The organism is Xanthobacter oligotrophicus (assembly GCF_008364685.1).
Taxonomy (GTDB): Bacteria; Pseudomonadota; Alphaproteobacteria; order Rhizobiales; family Xanthobacteraceae; genus Xanthobacter; species Xanthobacter oligotrophicus.
Genome location: NZ_VTTL01000013.1, coordinates 148,967 through 171,635 on the forward strand (window position 1 = coordinate 148,967; position 22,669 = coordinate 171,635).

General features: G+C 68.9%; 19 protein-coding genes. 5 read left to right on the forward strand and 14 right to left on the reverse strand.

What is annotated here, in order from left to right; translation table 11 throughout:
- Positions 1–76: 76 nt before the first annotated feature.
- The 3 genes from rsmG to FZ033_RS20990 are packed head-to-tail and all read left to right on the forward strand — an operon-like array spanning position 77 to position 2,567.
- Entirely contained in the window at positions 77–772 is a 696-nt protein-coding gene (gene rsmG, locus FZ033_RS20980) for a 16S rRNA (guanine(527)-N(7))-methyltransferase RsmG (RefSeq protein WP_232847588.1), read from the forward strand.
- Positions 769–1,617 (forward strand): ParA family protein, encoded by an 849-nt coding sequence (locus FZ033_RS20985; RefSeq protein ID WP_149578001.1) that lies wholly within the window; start codon positions 769–771, stop codon positions 1,615–1,617. The genes rsmG and FZ033_RS20985 overlap by 4 nt, the downstream gene beginning before the upstream one ends.
- Before the next feature lie 32 nt (positions 1,618–1,649).
- Positions 1,650–2,567, forward strand: a complete 918-nt coding sequence (locus FZ033_RS20990; protein WP_149578002.1) for a ParB/RepB/Spo0J family partition protein — start codon at positions 1,650–1,652, stop codon at positions 2,565–2,567.
- 97 nt (positions 2,568–2,664) lie between these two features.
- Here FZ033_RS20990 and FZ033_RS20995 read toward each other — a convergent pair whose 3' ends face one another.
- On the reverse strand, positions 2,665–3,132 hold the full coding sequence (locus FZ033_RS20995; protein ID WP_149578003.1) for a MucR family transcriptional regulator: 468 nt from the start codon (positions 3,130–3,132) through the stop codon (positions 2,665–2,667).
- A 973-nt stretch (positions 3,133–4,105) separates the two neighbouring features.
- Here FZ033_RS20995 and recR point away from each other — a divergent pair.
- Positions 4,106–4,711 (forward strand): recombination mediator RecR, encoded by a 606-nt coding sequence (recR, locus tag FZ033_RS21000; RefSeq protein ID WP_012113862.1) that lies wholly within the window; start codon positions 4,106–4,108, stop codon positions 4,709–4,711.
- Between the two features lie 29 nt (positions 4,712–4,740).
- Here the strand turns inward: recR and FZ033_RS21005 are convergent, their stop codons facing one another.
- From FZ033_RS21005 to murD, 6 genes are all read right to left on the reverse strand, one after another.
- A complete protein-coding gene (locus FZ033_RS21005; protein WP_232847589.1) occupies positions 4,741–5,589 on the reverse strand; it encodes an outer-membrane lipoprotein carrier protein LolA in 849 nt (282 codons plus the stop codon).
- A gap of 352 nt (positions 5,590–5,941) precedes the next feature.
- Positions 5,942–8,425 carry a DNA translocase FtsK gene (locus FZ033_RS21010; protein WP_408068502.1) on the reverse strand — a complete coding sequence of 828 codons (2,484 nt, stop codon included), beginning with the start codon at positions 8,423–8,425 and terminating at the stop codon, positions 5,942–5,944.
- Positions 8,426–8,440: 15 nt separating this feature from the next.
- Positions 8,441–9,691 carry an aminotransferase class I/II-fold pyridoxal phosphate-dependent enzyme gene (locus tag FZ033_RS21015; protein WP_188079608.1) on the reverse strand — a complete coding sequence of 417 codons (1,251 nt, stop codon included), beginning with the start codon at positions 9,689–9,691 and terminating at the stop codon, positions 8,441–8,443.
- Between the two features lie 72 nt (positions 9,692–9,763).
- Positions 9,764–10,714 (reverse strand): bifunctional riboflavin kinase/FAD synthetase, encoded by a 951-nt coding sequence (locus FZ033_RS21020; protein WP_149578005.1) that lies wholly within the window; start codon positions 10,712–10,714, stop codon positions 9,764–9,766.
- A 115-nt stretch (positions 10,715–10,829) separates the two neighbouring features.
- Complete coding sequence (locus FZ033_RS21025; protein WP_149578006.1) at positions 10,830–11,732, reverse strand: TIGR01459 family HAD-type hydrolase; 903 nt, start codon at positions 11,730–11,732, stop codon at positions 10,830–10,832.
- Between the two features lie 228 nt (positions 11,733–11,960).
- Positions 11,961–13,523, reverse strand: coding sequence for a UDP-N-acetylmuramoyl-L-alanine--D-glutamate ligase (gene murD, locus FZ033_RS21030; RefSeq protein ID WP_232847590.1), 1,563 nt, complete (start codon positions 13,521–13,523; stop codon positions 11,961–11,963).
- A 223-nt stretch (positions 13,524–13,746) separates the two neighbouring features.
- Here murD and FZ033_RS21035 point away from each other — a divergent pair, with 223 nt between their 5' ends.
- Positions 13,747–13,995, forward strand: coding sequence for a YgaP family membrane protein (locus FZ033_RS21035; RefSeq protein ID WP_331251202.1), 249 nt, complete (start codon positions 13,747–13,749; stop codon positions 13,993–13,995).
- A gap of 76 nt (positions 13,996–14,071) precedes the next feature.
- Here FZ033_RS21035 and mraY read toward each other — a convergent pair whose 3' ends face one another.
- The 7 genes from mraY to FZ033_RS21070 all read right to left on the reverse strand — a co-directional run bounded on the left by mraY (position 14,072) and on the right by FZ033_RS21070 (position 22,409).
- Positions 14,072–15,157, reverse strand: a complete 1,086-nt coding sequence (gene mraY / locus FZ033_RS21040; protein ID WP_149578008.1) for a phospho-N-acetylmuramoyl-pentapeptide-transferase — start codon at positions 15,155–15,157, stop codon at positions 14,072–14,074.
- A gap of 7 nt (positions 15,158–15,164) precedes the next feature.
- Complete coding sequence (locus FZ033_RS21045; protein WP_232847591.1) at positions 15,165–16,616, reverse strand: UDP-N-acetylmuramoylalanyl-D-glutamyl-2,6-diaminopimelate--D-alanyl-D-alanine ligase; 1,452 nt, start codon at positions 16,614–16,616, stop codon at positions 15,165–15,167.
- A 68-nt stretch (positions 16,617–16,684) separates the two neighbouring features.
- Positions 16,685–18,169, reverse strand: coding sequence for a UDP-N-acetylmuramoyl-L-alanyl-D-glutamate--2,6-diaminopimelate ligase (locus tag FZ033_RS21050; RefSeq protein ID WP_232847592.1), 1,485 nt, complete (start codon positions 18,167–18,169; stop codon positions 16,685–16,687).
- A gap of 158 nt (positions 18,170–18,327) precedes the next feature.
- The gene (locus tag FZ033_RS21055) at positions 18,328–20,274 is read right to left on the reverse strand and encodes a peptidoglycan D,D-transpeptidase FtsI family protein (RefSeq protein ID WP_232847593.1); all 1,947 of its coding nucleotides are present in this window, start codon (positions 20,272–20,274) and stop codon (positions 18,328–18,330) included.
- A 10-nt stretch (positions 20,275–20,284) separates the two neighbouring features.
- The gene (gene ftsL, locus FZ033_RS21060; protein ID WP_149578010.1) at positions 20,285–20,896 is read right to left on the reverse strand and encodes a cell division protein FtsL; all 612 of its coding nucleotides are present in this window, start codon (positions 20,894–20,896) and stop codon (positions 20,285–20,287) included.
- Between the two features lie 5 nt (positions 20,897–20,901).
- Positions 20,902–21,939 (reverse strand): 16S rRNA (cytosine(1402)-N(4))-methyltransferase RsmH, encoded by a 1,038-nt coding sequence (gene rsmH / locus FZ033_RS21065; protein ID WP_149578011.1) that lies wholly within the window; start codon positions 21,937–21,939, stop codon positions 20,902–20,904.
- A complete protein-coding gene (locus tag FZ033_RS21070) occupies positions 21,936–22,409 on the reverse strand; it encodes a division/cell wall cluster transcriptional repressor MraZ (protein ID WP_149578012.1) in 474 nt (157 codons plus the stop codon). The genes rsmH and FZ033_RS21070 overlap by 4 nt, the downstream gene beginning before the upstream one ends.
- Between the last annotated feature and the right edge of the window lie 260 nt (positions 22,410–22,669).

Sequence of the window (22,669 nt, forward strand, 5' to 3'; positions counted from 1 at the left end):
TGGCGGCGGAGCAAGGGACCCGATGAAGGGCGGCAAGCGGGAAAGCGGGAGCGCGGCGCGCGAGGCCATAGCGGCCATGGTTTCACGTGAAACACTGGGCCGGCTCACCATCATCGCCGATCTGCTGGTGAAGTGGCAGAAGACCATCAACCTCGTCGCCCCCGCCACCCTGCCCGATCTGTGGGCGCGGCACATGGGTGATTCGCTCCAGCTCGTTCACCATGTTCCGCAGACGCCCTTGCGCTGGGTGGATCTGGGGTCCGGCGGCGGCTTTCCCGGCCTGGTGGTGGCTGCTGTGCTGGCGGAGCGCGACGGCGCCCACATGCATCTTGTGGAAAGCGACACCCGCAAGGCCGCCTTCCTGCGGGAAGCGGCGCGGGTGGCGCAACTGCCTGTCACCGTTCATGCCGCGCGCATCGAGCAGGTGGCGCAACTGCTGGCGCCGGGGACGGATGTGGTCTCCGCCCGCGCGCTGGCGCCTTTGCCGAAACTATTGGATCTGGCCGCGCCCTTCCTCGCCGCAGGGGCCATTGGCCTATTTCCCAAGGGCCGCGATGCGGAACGCGAATTGACCGACGCGGCAAGAAGCTGGACACTCGACTGTGACCTGCGCCCCAGTACGAGCGATCCCGAAGGCCGGATCCTCCTGGTAATGGGCGCCAGGCGCGGGACCGACACCATCGAACCCCAGTCCGGCGCGCGCTCCCCCGGGGAGCCGGATGCCGGTGGCGGGCCGCCCGAATGCGACGCGTCGAGGATGAAGGCGCCATGATCGATCAAGAGACCCCTTCCCCCGCCGGTGGCACCCCCGCCGCGCCGCGCGTGCTCGCCCTTGCCAACCAGAAGGGCGGGGTGGGCAAGACCACCACGGCCATCAACCTGGGCACGGCCCTCGCCGCCATCGGCGAGACGGTGCTGGTGGTGGATCTCGACCCCCAGGGCAATGCCTCCACCGGCCTCGGCATCGAGCGCCGCTCGCGCAACCTCTCCACCTATGACGTGCTGACCGGCGAGGCCAGCATGCGCGAGACGGTGATGGAAACCGGCGTGCCGCAGCTTTATGTGGCGCCCTCCACCCTCGACCTGTCGGGCCTGGAGCTGGAGATCGCGGCCGAGCGCGACCGGGCCTTCCGGCTGCGCAGCGCGCTGAAGGCGCTGGCGGCGGACAGCGCCGCGCCCCGCTTCACCTATGTGCTGGTGGACTGCCCGCCCTCGCTCTCGCTGCTGACGGTGAACGCCATGGCGGCGGCGGACGCCATCGTGGTGCCGCTGCAGTGCGAGTTTTTCGCGCTGGAGGGCCTGTCCCAGCTGCTGAAGACGGTGGAGCAGGTGCGGGTCAGCCTCAATCCGGCACTCACCATCCACGGCATCGTGCTGACCATGTATGACGGCCGCAACAACCTGTCCGAGCAGGTGGTGCAGGACGTGCGCCAATTCATGGGCGACAAGGTCTATGAGACCGTGATCCCGCGCAATGTGCGGGTGTCGGAGGCGCCGTCCTATGGCAAGCCGGTGCTGCTCTATGATCTCAAGTGTGTGGGATCACAAGCTTATCTGCGCCTCGCCTCGGAGGTGATCCAGCGCGAGCGCGCGGCGCGGGCGGATGCTGCGGCCTGATCGCCGCGTGCTTAAGGGAACGGGACACGGTCATGGCGGATGAACAGCGCTCGCGGCTCGGCCGCGGTCTTGCGGCGCTCATCGGGGAGATGGAGCCTCAGGCGGCCCCGGCGGCGCGATCGGGGGCAGGGCGCGGCGGGCCGCGCCGGGTGCCCATCGAGCATGTGCGGCCCAATCCGCGCAACCCGCGCCGCACCTTCCTGGAGGAGGGGCTGGAAGACCTCACCGCCTCCATCCGCGAAAAAGGCATCATCCAGCCCATCGTGGTGCGCCAGTTGAACGGCAGCGACAGCTTCGAGATCGTCGCCGGCGAGCGGCGCTGGCGCGCGGCCCAGCGCGCGGCGTTGCACGAAGTACCGGTGGTGGTGCTGGAGCTGTCCGACCGGGAGGCGCTGGAAGTCGCCATCATCGAGAACGTGCAGCGCGCCGACCTCAACCCGGTGGAAGAGGCCCAGGGCTATGAGTCCCTCATGGGGGAATTCGACTACAATCAGAATGACTTGGCCCGTATCATCGGCAAGAGCCGCAGCCATATCGCCAACACCCTGCGCCTGCTGAAGCTGCCGGCCGGGGTGAAGACCTATCTCGCCGACGGGCGCCTGAGCGCCGGCCACGCCCGCGCGCTGCTGGCCTGCGCCGATCCCGAGCGCATGGCGAAGGACGTGGTGGAGAAGGGGCTGACCGTGCGCGACGTGGAGGCCCTGTCCAAGGCCCGCACCGCGCTCACCGCGGCGCCGGTGAAGGGCCAGGTGGCGCCGACGGGGAAGGCGAGCAAGGGCGGTGCGCCTGAGCGCAAGAGCGCGGACAGCCGGGCACTGGAAAAGCGTCTCGGGGATGTGCTGGGTCTCAGTGTGGACATCGAGGGCAAGGGCGAGGCGGGCGAATTGCGTATCCGCTACAAGAGCCTCGATCAACTCGATGAAGTCTGTCGACGCCTCGGGCTCGACTGAGTTTTTCTCTCGAATATAGAAATAGGACAGCGAAAGGGTGCTGTCCGTCAATAAAGGGCCGCGCCGGGATTGCCCCGGGCGCGGCCGCTTTTTTGGATCAGGCCGCGGCCTTGGCGCGGCGGGCGGGCTTCTTGGCCGGGGCGACGGGCGCCTTCTTGCGGGTCTGGCCGAGGCCCATGTTCTTGGCCAGCTCGGAGCGGGCGGCAGCATAGGCCGGGGCGACCATGGGATAGTCCTTCGGCAGGCCCCACTTCTCGCGGTAGACTTCGGGGGTCATGCCGTAGCTGGTGCGCAGGTGACGCTTCAGCGACTTGAACTTCTTCCCGTCTTCCAGGCAGATGATGTATTCGGGGGTCACCGACTTCTTCACCGGCACGGCGGGCTTCTGCTCTTCCACCACGGGCGCGGCCGGGGTGCCGAGCTGGCCGAGGGCGCGGTAGACGGATTCGATGAGAGCCGGCAGCTCGGTCGCCGAAACACTGTTGTTGCTCACGTAGGCAGCGACAATTTCAGTGGCGAAGTCGATGTAGCTCGGCGATGTGGAATTGGAGTCGGAGTCGCTCACGTGGGGTCCCTTTCTGTTTGTTCGTGGCGATGGGCGTTGCGGGAGCACCGCCCTCGGGCCAGAACGCGATCCAATCAGAGGGGCTCAATCTGATCGGATCGCGTTCTAACTTTAAGAAGCGAGAACGCGTTCTCCGATCAGCTTGCACCGCAAGCTGATCCGCGCGTGCTCGAGCACCACATCGGCTTCTGAACTTTTCGCAAATAATCTATAGCACCAGCCGGAAGAAATACAATCCTGCCTGTGAAAACTCTTGAAGATCGAGCAATAATGCGGGTTTGCGCCTGCCATCGGGCGTGGCGAGAGGCACGGAAAGGCCGCATTTGATCCTTGGGACATCAGCGAATCGCCCCCTTCTCAGATGAAAACATCGGGGCGGGGAAGTGTTGGCGTCCGGCATCCGCATCGCGCCTTGGAGCGGTCGCCCGCGAGATGGTGCTCAGGCCTTCCAGACGGCGCTTCTTCTTGTTTCCTGTGAGGAAGTACAGCGCGTCACGGTGCGCAACTTTCGGTCGCAATGCGATGTGGGCAAACCTTCAGGCGGGCATGACCTGCCGAGATCCGGCCGCAAAGAAGAGGCGCGTACGGCAAAGCTGTAGACCACGCAGTGCGCGATGTCTCTGCGGTACAGGTCTGCATGTCGCGTTGCACTGGCGCGCGCCGGCAGGCCGCGTGACCTGAGCGCGCGCGGATCGGCGGCCGTGTTGGCCTTTCGGGGGCGTGTTGGCGTATTGCGGGTCTTGTGGCAGCACAGGTTCCACAGGGGCCGGATATGTTCCGGCGCGCCGGAAGCACTTATACCATCGGCCTCGGTCTTCGCCCGATGCCGAGCGGGTTTCGCTCAATCCGCGCCGCTGTTGGCGTCTTTGTTCAGCGTGCGCCAAGTCTGTAGTAGACCGGCGCCAGCAACTTGACGCAAGAGAGCGGCTGGCTGCCCGATTGCGATCCGACCGAACCTGTTCCAGGAGACCTCATGCCCCGCGCCGTCGCCGGTCCCGAGATCGAGCGCCTGATCCAGCTCATCGCCCGCCTTCCGGGGCTGGGCCCGCGCTCGGCGCGCCGGGTGGCGCTGCACCTCATCAAGAAGCGCGAGGCGCTGATGGCACCGCTCGCCGCCGCCATGACGGACGCGCTGGGCAAGATCGTGGAATGCCGCCGCTGCGGCAATGTGGATGTGTGCGACCCCTGTACCATCTGCACGGACACGTCGCGCGACCGGCGCACCCTGGTGGTGGTGGCGGACGTGGGCGACCTGTGGGCGCTGGAACGGGCGGGCGTGCTGAATGCGCCCTATCACGTGCTCGGTGGTGTGCTCTCGCCCCTCGACGGGGTGGGGCCGGAAGACCTCAACCTCGCGAAATTGGTCACGCGGGTGCATGAAGACGAGGTGGGGGAGGTCATCCTGGCCCTCGGCGCCACCGTGGACGGCCAGACCACCGCCCATTACATCACCGATCTGCTGCGGGAGGCCCATGTGCGGGTCACCCGCCTCGCCCAGGGCGTGCCGGTGGGCGGCGAGCTCGACTATCTGGACGAGGGCACCTTGTCCGCCGCCATCCGCGCCCGCACGCAGATGTGAACAGCTGAACCGGGTCCCATCGCCTTTTGTTACTGAAGCATCCGCTCGAAATTGATCACGAACAGCTTCGGGTCGGGCTTCTTGTTCACCTGCACGTTGGAAAGGGTCACCTGGGTGTCGTAGCCCTGCGGATCGGTGATGATCCACTGTTTCAGGGCCGAGGTCTTGGCGTCGAACAGGATGAGCAGGCGATAGGTCCCCATCATGGGCACCTGCTCCTGGATGATCACCGAGATGAACTTGTCGTCCTGGAACACGCCGGCCACGTGCGGGTCGGTGGCAAGGTCGATGCGCTCGGCCAGAAGGAAGCGCAGGGGCGTCTGCGACAGGGGCGTGATGTCCTGGGTGTTCAGCTTGCGGTCGCGCACCGCCACCGACTGGCCGTTGGCGATCAGCTCCACCGGGCTCGGCGCATCATATTCGAAGCGCACGCGGCCGGGCTTCTGCATGTAGACATCGCCAGTGCGGCGGGTGCCGTCCGGGTCGATCTGGGTGAAGTTGCCAGTCAGCGACTGTACCGAATTGTAGTAATTGGTGACCCGATCGACAGTGGCGCGGGGCGCCCGTCCGTCCGGGTTGGCGGCGGCCGCCTGCACCTGCGGCCCTGCCGCCTGGGCCGTCCCCTGGGCGACCGAGAAAGAGGGCGCGCCGGGCTTCTGCGCCGGCAGGGGGGCGGCGTTGGGCGCGCTCTGCTTGGCTTGGGGCTTCATCAGGTCGCCGGGGGGCAGGATGGTCTGGGCCGAGGCGACGGCGCCCGACAGCACGGCGAAGGTCGCGGCCAGGGTCGCGGCCAGGCAGCCTGCGTTGGCGAAGCTGCGCGCGAACGGCGACAGGCAGCGGCGGACGCGGGACGAGGCGGGTGGGCGGCTCGGCATCATTGAGGGTCTCTGGCGCGCGGCGTTCGGGACGGGAAGTGCGTAACCCTGGAACTGGTTCCGACCCCGCCCCGGCGCAGGCTGATCGGAAGTACATAAGGTCAATATAGACCCTGCCCAAGGCGTATGGCGATCCTGTGGCCTGGCATTGCGTGCGCAATACCCAACGGGCGGTGAGCTTGTCTCATGGACCATTGGTCAAGCCCGCGCGGCGATTGAGCGTAACCCCTCGGCATCGGTCGAAGGCCGAGGTCGATGGTATAGTTGAACCGGCGAATGCCGCTGCCGGCACCGAGTGTAGAGCGCGAGGGATTTATACCAACTGCCCCGGTCTTTGACCGGTGCCGAGGGGGTTTTACTCCGCCGCCTCTTCCGGCATCAGGATTTCGCGCTTGCCGGCGTGGTTGGGGGCGGCGACAAGGCCTTCCTTCTCCATGCGCTCCACCAGCGAGGCGGCGCGGTTGTAGCCGATTTGCAGCCGGCGCTGGATGTAGGAGGTGGAGCATTTGCGGTCGCGCATGACCACGGCGACCGCCTGCGAATAGAGGTCCTGCCCCTCCTCGCCGAAGCCGCCCTTGTCGAACACCGCGCCGTCCGCGTCTTCCTCGTCGGTTTCGGCGGTCACCGCCTCCACATAGGAGGGCACGCCCTGGGCCTTGAGGTGCTTCACCACGCTCTCCACCTCCTCGTCGGAGACGAAGGGGCCGTGCACGCGGGAGATGCGCCCGCCGCCGGCCATGTAGAGCATGTCGCCCTGGCCGAGCAACTGCTCGGCGCCCATCTCGCCGAGGATGGTGCGGCTGTCGATCTTGGAGGTGACCTGGAACGAGATGCGGGTGGGGAAATTGGCCTTGATGGTGCCGGTGATGACATCCACCGAGGGGCGCTGGGTGGCCATCACCAGATGGATGCCCGCCGCGCGCGCCATCTGGGCGAGGCGCTGGATGGCGCCTTCGATGTCCTTGCCGGCCACCAGCATCAAATCGGCCATCTCGTCGACGATGACGACGATATAGGGCAGGGGCTCGAGGTTCATCTCCTCGCGCTCGTAGATGGCCTCGCCCGTGTCGTGGTCGAAGCCGGTCTGCACGGTGCGGGCCAAAGTCTCGCCCTTGTCGGTGGAATCCTTTACCCGCGCGTTGAAGCCGTCGATGTTGCGCACGCCCAGCTTCGACATCTTCTTGTAGCGGTCTTCCATCTCCTTCACCGCCCACTTGAGCGCCACCACCGCCTTCTTGGGATCGGTGACCACGGGGGCGAGCAGGTGCGGGATGCCGTCATAGACGGAGAGCTCCAGCATCTTGGGGTCCACCATGATCAGCCGGCACTGCTCCGGCTTCAGCCGGTAGAGCAGGGACAAGATCATGGTATTGATGGCCACCGACTTGCCGGAGCCGGTGGTGCCGGCCACCAGCAGGTGGGGCATGCGGGCGAGGTCCACGATCACCGGATCGCCGCCGATGGTCTTGCCGAGCGCGATGGCGAGCTTGTGGCCGGAATCGCCGAAATCCTTGGTGGCGAGCAACTCGCGCAGCAGCACCTTCTCGCGCTTCTGGTTGGGCAGCTCGATGCCGATGGCGTTGCGGCCGGGAACCACCGCCACGCGCGCCGACACCGCGCTCATGGAACGGGCGATGTCGTCGGCAAGGCCGATGACGCGGGAGGACTTGATGCCCGGCGCGGGCTCCAGCTCGTAGAGGGTGACCACGGGGCCGGGGCGCACCTGGCCGATCTCGCCGCGCACGCCGAAATCCTCCAGCGTGCCCTTCAGTTCCTTGGCGGTGTCGGCCAGGGCCTCCGGGCTCATGGCCGGGGCCTTGGTCTGCACCGCCGGGGTCAGGAGATCGAGGGCCGGGTGCTGGTAGCCGCCCCTGCGGGACCCGCGTCGTCCGCCGGTATCGCGCTTTGCGGAGCGGCCGCGCGGCTCGCTGGTGCCGAGATCCTGCGCGGCCTCGGCTTTCGGTTCCAGGGCCGTACCGGCGCCGCCGATGCGGGGTTCCATGCGCTCGCCGCCGCGCCGCGCCACCGGGCCGGCCGCGTCCGCGCCACGGGGCGCCGCTTCGCGCTTGTGGCCGAGGAGGCCGGCGACGTTCAGGCGTGCCTTCCAGGACAGAAGCGTGTGGGTGAGCGCGCCGAGGGACACGGCGGCGCCATCGTCCTCCTCATCCTCGTCGCCCATCTCGCCGGGCAGCTCGGTGTCGGGGGCGACCCTGAGCGGCGTGCGCCGTCCCCCGCTCACCGCGAAGAACAGGCCGGTGGTGCCGAAGGCAAGGCCCGCCGCGCCGATCACCAGCGCATCGATGATGGAGGCCGCTGTGCCGCGAACCACGCCCAGGGCCCGGGGAAACAGGTCGCCCAGCGCCCCGCCCATGCCGGTGAGGCCGGGCCAGGTGTCGGGACGGGGCAGGGCACCGAGGAAGGCGGTGGCCCCCAGCACGCCGATGAGCCAGCAGGTGGTGCGCATGCGCTCGCGGCTGAAGGGGCGGTGGGTCACCAGCCGCCAGCCGTAATAGAGCGGCGGCAGCAGCACCGCGAGGGCGGCAAGGCCGAACAGCTGCACCAGCAGGTCCGCCACCACCGCGCCGGGCCAGCCCAGCAAATTGGTGACCGGGGCATGGGTGGCGTTGGACAGGCTGGGATCCGAGGCCGACCAGGAGCCCAGCGCGACGAAAGACGTCAGTGTCGCGATGATCAGGCTGGTGCCGACGATCTCGCGGCCGCGCCGCCGCACGGCGAGCCGCACGCCCTCGGGGATGAGGTCGAAGCGTGGGGCGGCAGGCGGCATGCGGGTGTTCAGCACGGCATCGGCGGTGGAGGAACGGCTTCTGGCCCTCGGCATCGGCGCTGCTCTCCTTCAGGTGAGGGCGGCGACGAGGCGGGTCAGCACCTCCTCGCAGGTGGGAAGATCCTGGACCAAGGCGACGCGCAGGAAGTTCGCGGCGGGGTTAGCTCCGGTCAGGTCGCGGCGGGCGAGGTAGCCGCCGGGAACCGTGCGCAGGCCCTGTTCGCGCCACAGCTTCACCGCCGCCGCCTCGCCCCCCGAAAGGGTGTCGGAGGCGAGGTGCGACACATCGAGCCACAGGAAGAAGCCGCCGCCCGGCCGCTCATAGCCCAGGCGGCCTTCGAGCATGCGGTCGGCGAGGTCGAACTTGGCGCGGTAGAGGTCGCGGGAGGCGGTCACATGGGCCTCGTCCTCCAGCGCCGCCACCGCCACCGCCTGCAACGGCTCCGGCACCTGCGGCGCCGCGACCCAGCGGAAGGCGAGGAAATCCTTCAGGAAGGCCGGGTCGCCGGCGCAGAAGCCGCAGCGCAGGCCGGGCAAAGACGAGCGCTTCGACAGGGAGTTGAAGGCCACCGCCCGGCTGAAGTCGCCGCCCGCCACTTCCAGGATGCCGGCGGGCTTTTCCGCGCCCAGATAGATTTCCGAATAGCACTCGTCCGAGAACAGGAACGCCCCGTGGCGTCGCGCCAGCTCCAGCGCCCGGCCGAGATAGGCGGCGGAAGCGATGGAGCCCTGCGGATTGGCGGGCGAGGCGATGTAGAGCGCCACCGTGCGCTCCAGCAGCTCGGTGTCGAGGGCGTCGAGGTCGGGCAGCCAGCCGCTGTCGCGGGAGGTGGGCACCACCACCGCCTCGCAGCCTGCCGCCTCCGCGCCGGCGGCATAGGCGGCATAGAAGGGGTTGGGCAGCAGCATGGCGGGGCGGCCCTTGGCGCCCTTCTTGGGATCGGTCAGCCGCCGCGCCACGATGGCGGCGGAGAACAGGCCCTCGCGCGACCCGTTGAGCGCCAGCACCTCGCGGTCGGCATCGATGGGGCGGGCGAGGGCGTAGCGCTGCGCCAGCCAGCGGGCGGCGGCGGCGCGGAAGGTGGGGGTGCCCTCGGCGCGGGGATAGCGGCCGAAGCCGGGCAGCGCCTGCGCCAGCACCGGGCCGACGAAATCCGGCATGGCATGTTGCGGCTCGCCCACGGCCGCGCTCAAAGGCTGGCGGCCGGGATCGATCCCCGCCAACAGGTCGGCGAGGCGGATGAAGGGCGAGCGGCGGTCCTCGGGAGGCGCGACGGGGGAGGCTGGCACGGCGGAGCGGTCTTTTCTCGCGGCGATCATGGTTGCCGCGAGAATGGGGCCGTGTCGGTTAAGGTGCGGCTAACTCAGATCGCACGGTGGCGCCGGGCGCGCTCAAATCCGGGCGAGAACGTCGCGGGCCTGCCGCGCATCGGCCGCGATCTGGGCGATGAGGGCGTCAATGCCGTCGAACTTCAGCTCCGGCCGCAGATAGGCGTGGAATTCCACTTCCAGCGTGGCGCCGTAGAGATCGCCGGAAAAATCGAACAGGTGCACTTCCAGCAGCGGGCGGCCATTGTCGAAGGTGGGCCGGCGGCCGTAATTGGCCACCCCGTCGAAGCGGCCCAGCGGCGTCAGCGCGCGCACCGCATAGATGCCGAAGGCCAGCTCCATGTCCTCGGCGAGGGCGAGGTTGGCGGTGGGAAAGCCGATGGTGCGGCCGCGCTTGTCGCCGTGCAGGACTTCCGCCGCTACCGCGAACGGCCGGCCCAGCATGTGCGCCGCATGGCCCACCTGCCCGGAGGCCAGCGCGCTGCGGATGGCGGTGGAGGAGATGGCGTCGTCCTCGTCCCGCATGGGGGGCACCACCGTGACGTTGAAGCCGTGCCGCCGCCCCGCCTCCTCAAGGAAAGCCGGGGAGCCGGCGCGGGCGCGGCCGAAATGGAAGTCGAAGCCCACCGCCACGCCGGTGACATTGTAGCGGCCCACCAGGATCTCGCGCACGAAATCCTCCGCCTCCATGGCGGCGAGCTGGGCGTCGAAGGGCAGCACGACGGCGCCTTGCAGCCCGCTTTCGGCGATGTGGCGCAGCTTGCGCGCCTCGGGGGTGAGGCGGAACGGCGCCGAGGCCGGATTGAAGAAGGTGCGTGGATGGGGTTCGAAGGTGACGGCGATGGCCGGCACGCCGGCCTCGGCGGCCATGGCGCGGGCGGTGTCGAACACGGCCCGGTGGCCGCGATGCACCCCGTCGAAATTGCCGATGGCCACCACCGGCCTCGCCAAAGCGGGCGGAAGCTGTGCGTTGCCGCGCACCAGGAGAAAGTCGGAGGAGAGATCACCTGTCATCGGCGGGCTGCGGCCTTGCCTTGTCTTTTCGTCATTCGGCGAAACCGGGCGGCACCCGGCGCGCCAGCGGCGACGGTGATAGGTGCTCTAGGCGCCGGGAGGCGTCAAGGGCGCCTTACCAGGCGAGGCGAGGCATGACGCCCCGCGGATGGGCATGACCGGTGAACAGCTCGGCAAGGCTTTCGGTGTCCGGGATGGCGCCGTCGACCGATTTCAGCTCCTGGGCATGGATGCCGCCGGAGATGAACAGGCTGTCGAAGCCGGCATCGTTGGCGCCGGCGATGTCGGTGCGCAGGGCATCGCCGATGCCGAGCACGCGGGCGCGCTCGATGGCGCCGCCGCGGATCACCTCGGCATGGGCGAAGGCGGTGTCGTAGATGGGCCGGTAGGGCTTGCCGCACCAGATGGCCTTGCCGTCCAGCTCCTCATAGGCCTTGGCGATGGCGCCGGAGCAGAAGATGAGCTGGTCGCCCCGCTCCACCACGAGGTCCGGATTGGCGCAGATCATCGGCAGGTCGCGGGCCTTCATGGCCTTGAGCGCTTCGGCGTAATCGTCCGGGGTTTCCACGTCGTCGTTGAACAGGCCGGTGACCACGACCAGGTCGGCGCCGGCAAGGTCGGTGAGGGTGAGGTCCAGCCCCTGGAACAGGCTCAGGTCCCGCTCGGGGCCCAGGTGATAGGTGCGCGCGCCGCTGCGGGCGGCCAGCATCTCGCGGGTGACATCGCCGGAGGTGACGATGCCATCATAGGCGGTGCGCGGCACGCCGAAGCCGTCCAGCATCTCCATGACGAAGCGGTTGGGCCGCGGCGCGTTGGAGACGAGGATCACGCTGGCCCCGCCGGCGCGGGCACGGGTCAGGGCGTCATGGGCGCTTTCGAAGGCGGCGACGCCGTTATGCAGCACGCCCCACACGTCGCAGAGGATGAGATCGTACTGGCCCGCGTAGGCGGACAGGCCGGACACCAGAGGCGGTGCGTGGGGGTGTGTCCTCTGCGTGCTGTCGGAGCGCTCGGCCATAAGTCGTCTTTCTCTTGTGCAGCGCACAAGTGCCACGACGAAAGGCGGACCACAAGGGCGGGTCGCTGGGGGTGACCGGTGGGGGTGGCCGGTCTCAGTTCGAAAAGACGCGCCGTGCAACCATCGTGTCCCGACGGAAGAGGGGAGGGGGCAGGCGCCGGGGCTTAATACGAGTGCTGGCGAGGGGCGCCGTCGGCTCCAGCCGGAAGGCCTCCCCTCAAAGCCCGATCAGGGGTGCCCCTTGCCGGGATGGCCGCTGCCATGGGGGTTGCCCATGCCGTGAGGGTGTCCGCCACCCATGCCATGGGGCGCGCCACCGGGATGACCTCCGGGATGTCCGCCCGGATGCCCGCCTTTCGGCTGCTCCTTCTGGGCCACCGGCGTGGTGGAGCGCGTGCGCGCCTCCACCCCCGGCACCTGCCGCACCAACTCGCGGAAGGCGTCGCCGCGCACCTCGAAATTGGGGAACTGGTCGAAGCTGGCGCAGGCCGGCGACAGCAGCACCACCGGCTCCTTCAGCCCGGAGGCCTCGGCGTCCCGCGTGGCGGCTTCCACCGCCTTGTCGAGGGTGCCGACGATCTCGTGGGCCACCGTGCCGCCCAGGGTCGCGGCGAAATCCGCGGCCGCCTCGCCGATCAGATAGGCCTTGGCGACACGATCGAAGAACGGCGCCAGCGGGGCGATGCCGCCCGCCTTGGGCTTGCCGCCGGCGATCCAGAAGATGTCGGTGAAGCTTGCCAGTGCCCGCTCGGCGGCGTCCGCATTGGTGGCCTTGGAATCGTTGACGAAGAGGACCGGCCCCTTGTTCCCCACCTCTTCCATGCGGTGGGCAAGGCCGGGGAAGCGCTTCATGGCGATGGTGATGATCTCGGGCGCGACCCCCACGCCGCGGCAGGCGGCAAACGCCGCGGCTGCGTTCTGCGCATTGTGCGTGCCGCGCAGGGAGCCGATGCCGCCGAGCGGCAGGCGGAAGCGCTCGGCCCCGCCTTCGGATGCCACCAGTGTCTCGCCATCGAGCCAGACGCCGTCGGGCAGGGGGCGCTTCACCGAGATGCGAACCACATACTTGCCCGACTGCTCCGCCCGGTCGGCCATGGCGGCGGAGAAATCGTCGTCCACCCCCACCACGGCAGCGCCGCCGCCCTCGACGCCGGTGACGAGGCGTTCCTTGACCGCCGCGTACTGCTCCAGCGTGCCGTGCCGGTCGAGATGGTCGGGGGTGACGTTCAGCATCACGCCCACGGAAGGGTCGAGGCTGGGGGCGAGGTCGATCTGGTAGGACGAGCACTCCACCACATGCACCCGGCCCGGCTTGGGCGGGGCGAGGGAGAGGATGGCGGTGCCGATATTGCCGCCCATCTGCACGTCGCGCCCGGCCACCCGCAGGATGTGGGTGATGAGGGCCGTGGTGGTGGACTTGCCGTTGGTGCCGGTGATGGCGATGAAGGGCGAGCGCCGGGCGATGGCGTGCCGCTCCCGGCAGAACAGCTCGATGTCGCCGATCACTTCCGCGCCGGCGTCACGCGCCAGCTTCACCGACCAGTGCGGCTGCGGATGGGTGAGCGGCACGCCGGGCGAGAGCACGAGGGCGGCCACGATCGTCCAGTCGATGGACCTCAGGTCCTGGACGAGGATGCCGGCCTCGCCGGCCTTGCGGCGGGAGGGTTCGGCATCGTCGAAAGCGACGACATGGGCGCCGCCGGCCTTGAGCGCTTCGGCGGTGGCGAGCCCGGAGCCGCCGAGCCCGAAAAGGGCGACGGTCCGGTCCTTGAAGACGGTGACGGGGATCATGGCTTTGCGAAAATTCCGGTGCGGCAATGGTCGTCTCATTTCCGTCTAGAGCAAGACGGCCAAAAGTGCGAATGCCTTTCGCAACCACAGAAGTCTTACGGGAAATCCCGTGGTTGACCGCCGACAACATTCGGAACATTGAATGTTGAACGAGGGGAGCCGGATCGGTTCGGGAGGATCTGCCTGAACGGCAAATCCGTATCTCTGATCAACAGGCGAGACCGTGCTGCCGCTCGGGACGCAGGAGGTGGGCATGGCCAATGTGGGTGGAATAGACCGCGTGCTGCGGTTCGTCTTCGGAGTGGTGCTGATCCTGGTGCCGTTCGTGGCGCCTTCGATCCCGGCGCTGGCGGGGCTCGGCAACTGGGGCTGGCTGATCGGCGCCTGGGGCCTCGGCATGCTACTCACCGCCATCTTCCGCTTCTGCCCGGCCTATGTGCCGTTCGGGGTCAGGACGTGCGGGCGGGAGTGAGGGCCAGCCTGCGGCCATGAAAAAGGCCCGGGGAGATCCTCCCGCGGGCCTTTTTTCGTCGGGCTGAAGCCGCCCCTCACCGAAGCTTCAGCGTCGCCAGTCCAGCCAGCGCCAGCACCACGGCGACGATCCAGAAGCGGATCACCACCTGCGGCTCGGTCCAGCCGAGCTGCTCGAAATGGTGGTGGATGGGCGCCATCTTGAACACGCGCTTGCCGGTGAGCTTGAACGACACCACCTGCACGATCACCGACACCGCCTCCAGCACGAATAGGCCGCCGATGACCGCCAGCACGATCTCGTGCTTGGTCGCCACCGCCACCGTGCCGAGCAGGCCACCCAGCGCCAGCGAGCCGGTGTCGCCCATGAACACCTGGGCCGGCGGCGCGTTGAACCACAGGAAGCCGAGGCCCGCCCCCATCAGCGCCCCGCAGATGACCGCGAGCTCGCCGACGCCGGCCACGTAGTGGATCTGCAGATAGTCGGCGAACACCACGTTGCCGGCGAGATAGGCGATGAAGCCGAACGAGCCCGCCGCGATCATCACCGGCACGATGGCCAGGCCGTCGAGTCCGTCGGTGAGGTTCACCGCATTGCCCGCCGCCACGATCACGAACAGTCCGAAGATGGCGAAGAAGGTGCCGAGGTTGAGCAGCAGGTCCTTGAAGAAGGGGAAGGCTACCGAGGTGGAGAGCCCCGGCTTGCCCACGGTCATGATGATGACCACGGCGACACCGGCGATCACCGCCTCGATGCCGAGGCGCGCCTTGCCGGACAGGCCGTTGTGGGTCTGCTTCGTCACCTTCAGATAGTCGTCGTAGAAGCCGATGAGGCCGAAGCCCAGCGTCACCAGCAGCACCACCCAGACATAGGGATTGGAGAGGTTCGCCCACAACAGGGTGGCGACCACGATGCCCGACAGGATCATGAGCCCGCCCATGGTGGGCGTGCCCTTCTTGGTGAGCAGGTGCGACTGCGGCCCGTCGGTGCGGATCGGCTGGCCCTTGCCCTGCTTCAGGCGGAGCGTGGAGATCATGCCCGGGCCGAACAGGAACACGAACAAGAGCGCCGTCATCACTGCCCCGCCGGTGCGGAAGGTGATGTAGCGGAAGACGTTGAAGGCGGGGAACGACGCGTGGAATTCGGCAAGCCACTGGAGCATTGAAAAATTATCCTTCGAGCAGCGCGTCCTCGCCGGCGCGGAAGCGCTCGGCGAGTTTCTTGACCAGGGGTCCCATGCGGCTGCCGTTGGATCCCTTCACCATGAGCGTGTCGCCGGCGCGGATGGCGGCGGCCACCATGGGTTCGAGGTGGGTGGCGTGGATGGCATAGCCGCCCCGCCGATCCGAGGGGAGAGCCTGCCACAGGGCGTGCATCTGGGGGCCGCAGCAATAGACCTGGTCGATCTTGGCCGCGACGATGGCCTCGGCGAGGCCGGCATGGTGCGCCTCCCCGTCCGGACCCAGTTCCAGCATGTCGCCGAGCACCGCGATGCGTCGGCCGCGCGGCCCCACCGGGGTGCGGCTGAGCACGTCGAGGGCGGCGCGCATGGAGGCGGGATTGGCGTTGTAGCTCTCGTCCAGCAGGGTGGCCTGACCGCTCTTCACCTGCAGGCGAAGGGGCACGCCGCGCCCCGGCGGCGGCTTGAGGTGCGACAATGCGAGGGCGGCAAGGGCCATGTCGGCGCCGGCGAGCTTGGCGGCGGCGAGCACCGCCAGCATGTTCTGCACGATGTGGCGGCCGGGCATGCCCACCTTGAAGGTGACCGGCGTGCCCATCACGTCCGCCACCACGACCGAGCAGTAGGATTTCAGCGCCGCATCCTTGAGCCGCACGTCCGCCCCTTCGCCGGAGCCGAAGCTGACGATGCGGGAGATGCCGCGCGCCTCGGCCGCCGCCTTCAGGCGGTCGAACAGCGGGTTGTCCAGGTTCAGCACCGCCGCGCCGCCCGGCTCCACCCCGTCGAAGATCTCCGCCTTGGCGTCGGCGATCTCCTCGATGGAGGCGAACTGGGCGATGTGCACCGGCTCCACCGTGGTGACGATGGCGACGTGCGGGCGCACCAGCCGCACCAGGGGCGTGATCTCGCCCGGATGGTTCATGCCGATCTCGAACACGCCGTAGCGCGCCTCCCGCGGGAAGCGGGCGAGCGACAGGGGCACGCCCCAGTGATTGTTGTAGGAGGCGGCGGAGGCGTGGGTCTCCCCATCGGCGCCCAGCGCGATGCGCAGGGCCTCCTTGGTTGTGGTCTTGCCCACCGATCCGGTCACCGCCACGATCTGCGCCGTTGAGCGCGCGCGGGCGGAGCGGGCCACGTCGGTGAGGGCGGCGAGCACGTCGTCCACCACCAGCAGCGGCGCATCGTCGGGGAAGCCGTCCACCCTGTCGCGGGCGACGACGGCCAGGGCCGCGCCGGCGCCGAGGGCCTTCTCCACATAGGCGTGGCCGTCGCTGTTCTCGCCGGTGATGGCGAAGAAGGCGTCGCCGGGGACAAGGGTGCGGCTGTCGATGGAGATGCCGGTGACATCGCGGGGTGTGCCGCGCACGGCGGCACCCGTGGCCTCCACCATTTCGGCGACGGTGTGCAGGACCCGACCGCTCATGCCAGCGCTCATGTTCATGCCGCTACCTCCTGCGAAGCTCGCGCCCATCGTCCCGCTCCGCGCGGCGATCGGATGACGCGTCCTTCTTACCCCAAGTTGAGAGACGGATTCGCCGAACCTGACCCGAGAGCGGCGAGGACTTCCGCCGCGTCCGAGAACGGATATGTCCGGTCGCCGATGATTTGGCCGGTTTCGTGACCCTTGCCGGCAACAATGAGCGCATCCCCAGGCTGGAGCAGCGCCACGGCCGCCTTGATGGCCTCCGCCCGGTCGCCGATTTCCCTGGCCCCGTGGGCACCTTCGAGGATTTCGGCGCGGATGGTGGCGGGGTCCTCGCTGCGCGGATTATCGTCGGTGACGATCACCACGTCCGCCTTGGAGGCGGCGATGGCGCCCATGAGCGGGCGCTTGCCCTTGTCCCGGTCGCCGCCACAGCCGAACACCACCATGAGGCGCCCCGGCACCGCCGCGCGCAGGGTATCGAGCACGGTGGCCAGCGCCTCCGGCTTGTGGGCGTAGTCCACGAACACCGGCCGGCGCGGGTCGTCGCCGATACGCTCCAGCCGGCCGGGCACGCCGGTGAGATGGGCGAGGGCCTCGAGCGCCGCCGCGCGCTCCGCCCCGCAGGCGATGGCAAGGCCGGCGGCGAGCAAGGCGTTGTCGAGCTGGAAGCGGCCCACCAGCGGCACGATGGCGTTTGTGCCGTCCGCGAACATCACCTTCTGCCCGGTGCCGGACCCGGTGGTGCCGAAGATGTCGAGGCCGCCCGATTGTCCCTCGCCGATGGGCAGCAGCTTCAGGCCGCGCGTCTGCGCCCACGCCAGGGCATTGGCAGCGAACGGCGCGCCCGTCACCGCCACGGCGGTAGCTTCCTCCGGCATCACCTGGGTGAACAGGCGGAGCTTCGCCCGGAAATAGGCATCGATGGTGGGGTGATAGTCCAGATGGTCGCGGCCGAGATTGGTGAAGCCGCCGGCGGCGAAGCGCACGCCGTCGAGGCGCTTCTGGTCCAGCCCGTGGGAGGAAGCCTCCAGCGCCATGTGGGTCACGCCCTCGCCGGCGAGGCGGTCGAGGGTGGCGTGCAGTTCCACCGGATCGGGGGTGGTGAGGCTGCCATAGGTGGAGCCGTCCGGCGCGACCAGGCCAATGGTGCCGAGATACGCCGCCTTGTGGCCGAGCCGCTCCCAGATCTGCCGCAGGAAGAAGGCGACGGAGGTCTTGCCCGCCGTCCCCGTCACCGCCGCGATGGTGGTCGGCTGGCGCGGATAGAAGCGCGCCGCCGCCAGCGACAGGGAGCGCCGCACGTCGAGGGAGAAGGCAAGCGCCACCTGGGGCGGCAGGACCGGACGGGGCGCGGTGGGCTCCATCAGCACCGCGCCGGCGCCCCGCGCCACCGCATCGGCGATGAAGCGGCTGCCGTCCGCATGGGTGCCGGGGATGGCGACGAAGAGGTCGCCGGGCGTGATCCTGCGGCTGTCGGCGGAGAGGCCGAAGACAGGGTCGTTGCCCGCGCCGGCGGAAAGGATGCGGGCGTGGCCGTCGAGGAGCTGTCCGAGGGAAAGGCTGGTCATCGGACCTCTTTTGGCATCCACCCGCGCCGGTTGTCACCCTCGACCTGAGGACGCGTCCCGCGGGTGGTATTCATGTGCGGCCGAGGACTATTCCAAGAGCCGGCGCGCTTTTCTCACCGACCAGGGGTCAAGCCCGCGCGGCGCTTGAGCGAAGCTCCTCAATGCCGGTCGGCGACCTTGAGCGGCATGCGCAGCAGCTGTTCCGCATTGGGCAGGTTCTGCCGCGGCGCGATGTTCAGGAGGGGCGCGATGCGCTCCACGATCTTGCCGGCGGTGGGCGCTGCGTTCCAGCCGGAGGTGGCGAAGCCGTAGGTCTCCGAGGTCGCCTTGGGCTCGTCCAGCATCACCAGGATGAGGTAGCGCGGCTTGTCCATGGGGAACACGGCGGTGAAGGAGGTGAGCAGCTTGTTCTTGGCGTAGCGCCCGTTCACCACCTTCTCGGCGGTGCCGGTCTTGCCGCCCACCAGATAGCCGGGAACCTCGGCCTTGGTGGCGGTGCCCTTCTCGGCGTTGAGGCGCATGATGTAGCGCATCTTGTCCGAGGTCTCGGGCTTCAGCACCCGCACCGCCACCTTCTGCGCCTCCTCGGGGGTGCGCTTGATGAAGGTGGGGGTGATGAGCCAGCCGCCGTTCACCATGGAATTCACCGCCATCACCGCCTGCAGCGGGGCGACGGAGAGGCCGTGGCCGAAGGCGATGGTGGCCGAGTTCAGTTCGCCCCAGCGCCGGGGCACGATGGGCTCGGCGCTTTCCGGCAGCTCGGTGCGCAACCGGTCGAGCTGGCCCATCTTCTTCAGGAACGCCTTGTGGGCCTCGACCCCGAGGGAGAGCACCATCTTCGCCGTGCCCACGTTGGATGAGACCAGGAAGATCTCGGGCACCGTCAGCACGCGGTTTTCCGCGTGGTAGTCGGAAATCTTGAAGCGGCCGAAATGCATGGCGCCGCGGGCGTCGAACGACGAGTTCAGGCCGATCTTGCCGGAATCCAGCGCCATGGCGAAGGACAGGGCCTTGAAGGTGGAGCCCATCTCGAACACGCCGGTGGTGAGCCGGTTGAGATAGGCGTCGTCCTTCGGGTTGCCGGGCACGTTGGGGTCGAAGTCCGGCAGCGAGACCATGGAGATGATCTCGCCGGTGTTGACCTCGGTCACCACCGCCATGGCGTGGAGCGCGGAGAACTTGTTCTTGGCCCGGATCAGCTCGTCGCGCACGGCGTGCTGCACCCGCATGTCCATGGACAGCTCCACCGGCTCCTGCTGGAGATCGGTGGCGAAGCCCGCCTGATGCAGCTCGGCAAGGCCCCGGCCGTCGATGTATTTTTCGAGGCCCGAGATGCCTTGGTTGTCCACGTTCACGCCGCCCATGACGTGGGACAGGATGGGCCCATCCGGATAGATGCGGCGGTTTTCCTTCAGGAAGCCGATGCCCGGCAAGCCGAGGCGGTGGATGGCCCGCATCTGCGCCGGAGTGATCTCGCGCTTCAGCCAGGCAAAGCCCTTGCCGGAATTCAGCCGCTTGCGGCTCTCCTCCACGTCGAGGTCGGGCAGCACCTTGAGCAGGCCTTCCAGCGCCTCGTCGGGATCGATGAGACGGCGTGGCTCGGCGAACAGGGACGGCGACTTCACGTCGATGGCGATGATGTCGCCGTTGCGGTCGATGATGTCGGGGCGCGCCGAGCTCACCGCGTCCGAGCTGCGCCCGCGGGTGGCGCCGGGATCGGAGATGATGGCGAGGTGGGACAGTTGCACGCCAATGGCGACGAACACCGCGCAGAAGGCGAGCATGATCAGCTTGATGCGTCCGCGCGCGACCGTCTCCATGTCGCCCCGGTCGAGGCCGAACAGGCCGCGCACCACATGCCGGCCGGCGCGCCAGCTGAGATGGCCCAGGCGCACCGCGATGGCCGAGGCCAGGGTCCAGGTGGCGATGGCGGCACGACGCAGCCCGCGCAGCAGGGCGCGGCCGGCGGCAGCGGCATAGCGGCCGACATGATCCAGCAGCACCGCGCAGGCGGCGTCGGCCTTCTGGATCTCGGGACCCAGGGCGGCCGCCGTGTCGGCGGCGAAACGGGCGATGCGGGCGGAAAAGGGCGTCTTCTCGACCATGGCGACCTCTTCAGCGTTGCCCGGAGAACAGGCGCTTGAGCCCTTCGATGAGGTCCGGCCCCGGATCGGGACGGGCCTCAGGGGCCGCAGGCGGCGCAGCGGGGGCATTCTGGACAATGGGGGCAGTCGCGCGGGGCGGCCGGGGCGGCGCGCTCGCCGACGCGGTGCTCGCGGCGGGCTTGGGCGGAGTGGCGGGGCGCAGGGCCGAGGTGGCCGGCACCGAGGCGCCGCCCGTGCCGGTGGGGGCGGTGGGCGAGGCCGACGGCTTCGACGACGCGGAAGAGGTGACCAGCGGCGCATCCACCAGCGCCTCGAGCAGGCCGCCGATGCCGTCCGCGCTGTTGGCGGGCTTCTCGGGCAGGTCGTCGAGGCTGGAGATGGAATCGATGTCCAGCCGCTTCATGTCGAGGTGTCGCTCGGCAAGGCCCTGGATATAGATGGGCGAGGTGCGGCGCGCCCATTCGGCCCGCATCATGGAGATGGAGTCGCGTTCCTTGCGGATTTGCGTGCGCAGGGTGGCGAGGCGTTCGGCTTCGGCGGTGGACGCGTATTTCAGCTGGTAGACCACCGCGGCGGTCACCAGAAGCGCGACGACCATCACGACATTGGCGACCCGGAACATGTCTTCTAGCGTCTCCGCCCGTGGCGTTGCGGTGACGGGGCTGGAAGCAACCCCATCAGGTCACCGCCCGGATGCGCCGGGGCCTCCGTGCGCTCGGCCGCGCGAAGCTTCGCGGACCTTGCGCGCGGATTGCCTGCTACTTCGTCGGGACCGGGTTCCACCGCGCCTTTCGCCACGAGGCGGAAGGACGGCTCCGGCCCTTCCGCTTGTGGCATATGGCGCGAGGCGGAGGGTGCCTTTGCCCGGTTTGACAGAAAAGTCTTAACGATCCTGTCCTCTAGGGAATGGAAGGTGACCACCACCAGCCGCCCGCCCGGGGCAAGCGCCCGCTCGGCCGCCACAAGGGCTTGCACTAGCTCGGATAATTCCTCGTTCACGGCGATGCGCAGGGCCTGGAAGGTGCGGGTCGCCGGGTGCATCTCGCCGGGCTTTTGCCAGACGATGCGGGACACGATCTCCGCCAGCTGGGCGGTGCGGGTGATGGGCGATTCGCCCCGCGCCTTCACGATGGCGCGGGCGATGGGGCGCGAGTGCCGCTCTTCCCCCAGGCTCCAGATGAGATGGGCGAGCTGCACCTCGTCCAAAGTCGCCACGAGGTCGGCGGCGGAGGGGCCGGTGTCGCCCATGCGCATGTCGAGGGGGCCGTCGCGGCGGAACGAGAAGCCGCGCTCCGCCTGGTCGAGCTGCATGGAGGAGACGCCGATGTCCAGCACCACGCCGTCGAGGGGCGAGAAATCGTGCTCCTGCGCCACCGCGTCGAGCCGGGAGAAGCGGTCGTTCACCAGGCTGAGCCGCCCGGCGGCCTCGGCCACGAGGTCCGCGCCCGCGGCGATGGCGGTGGGATCGCGGTCGATGGCCAGCACCCGGCAATCGGCGGCGTTCAGGATGCCCCGCGTGTAACCTCCCGCGCCGAAGGTGCCGTCCACATAGCGGCCGGCGTCCTTCGGCGCGAGGTGCGCGAGAACCTCGGCGAGCATCACAGGCAGGTGACGGGCCGGTCCGCCAGCGGCGTCGGCGGGGCCGACCCCGTGGCCCGTCGTCATGCCTTGGTGCTCCTCGGGTTCTCCGCTCGGGAGCCGATGGCCTGGCGCAGCGCGCGCACCCGTTGGGTGGCCTCCGCGAGATGCGCCTTCAGCCGCTCCGGTTCCCAGATCCGGAATTTGTGCCCCAGCCCCACGAACGCCACCTGGTCGGTGATCGCCGCATGGGCCTTCAAGGTATCGCTCAGCACCACCCGGCCTTCCGGGTCGATGCGCAGGGTCTCGCTGGTGCCGTAGAGGGCGGCGGCCAGCTCCTCGCGCGCCTCGGAATAGGGCGGGTAGCTCTCGATCAGCGTGTCGATCTCGCCGATCAGGCGGTTTCCGCCCGCGTCCAGCGCGGGTTCGGCAAGGCTCGGATGGCAATGGAGGCCGTCCGTGCCGTCCTTGGCCAGCACCGTGCGGAAGGGCGCGGGGATGGAAACCCGGCCCTTGGCGTCGAGCCGCATCGTGTAGGTGGACACGAAGCGGTCCATGGCGCCCGGGTGCCCCTCTCTTCCGGCAGGCAGCGCTCAAAGCCGCCTGCGCGACGGCGAAGGCCGTCCATCGTGTTCATGGGTAACAATGGGCTAACATGGGATTTCATGGGCGTCAACGGAATGGCATGGGCGCATGCATGCGGAGGCGCCCCCTGTCCGGCTCGGGAAGGGGGTGCGGGGTTTCGTGGCCTGTTCGGGAGTTTGTGCGCGCGGCACGGCGTGGATGCCCGGGACGAGCCCGGGCATGACGCGGTTGC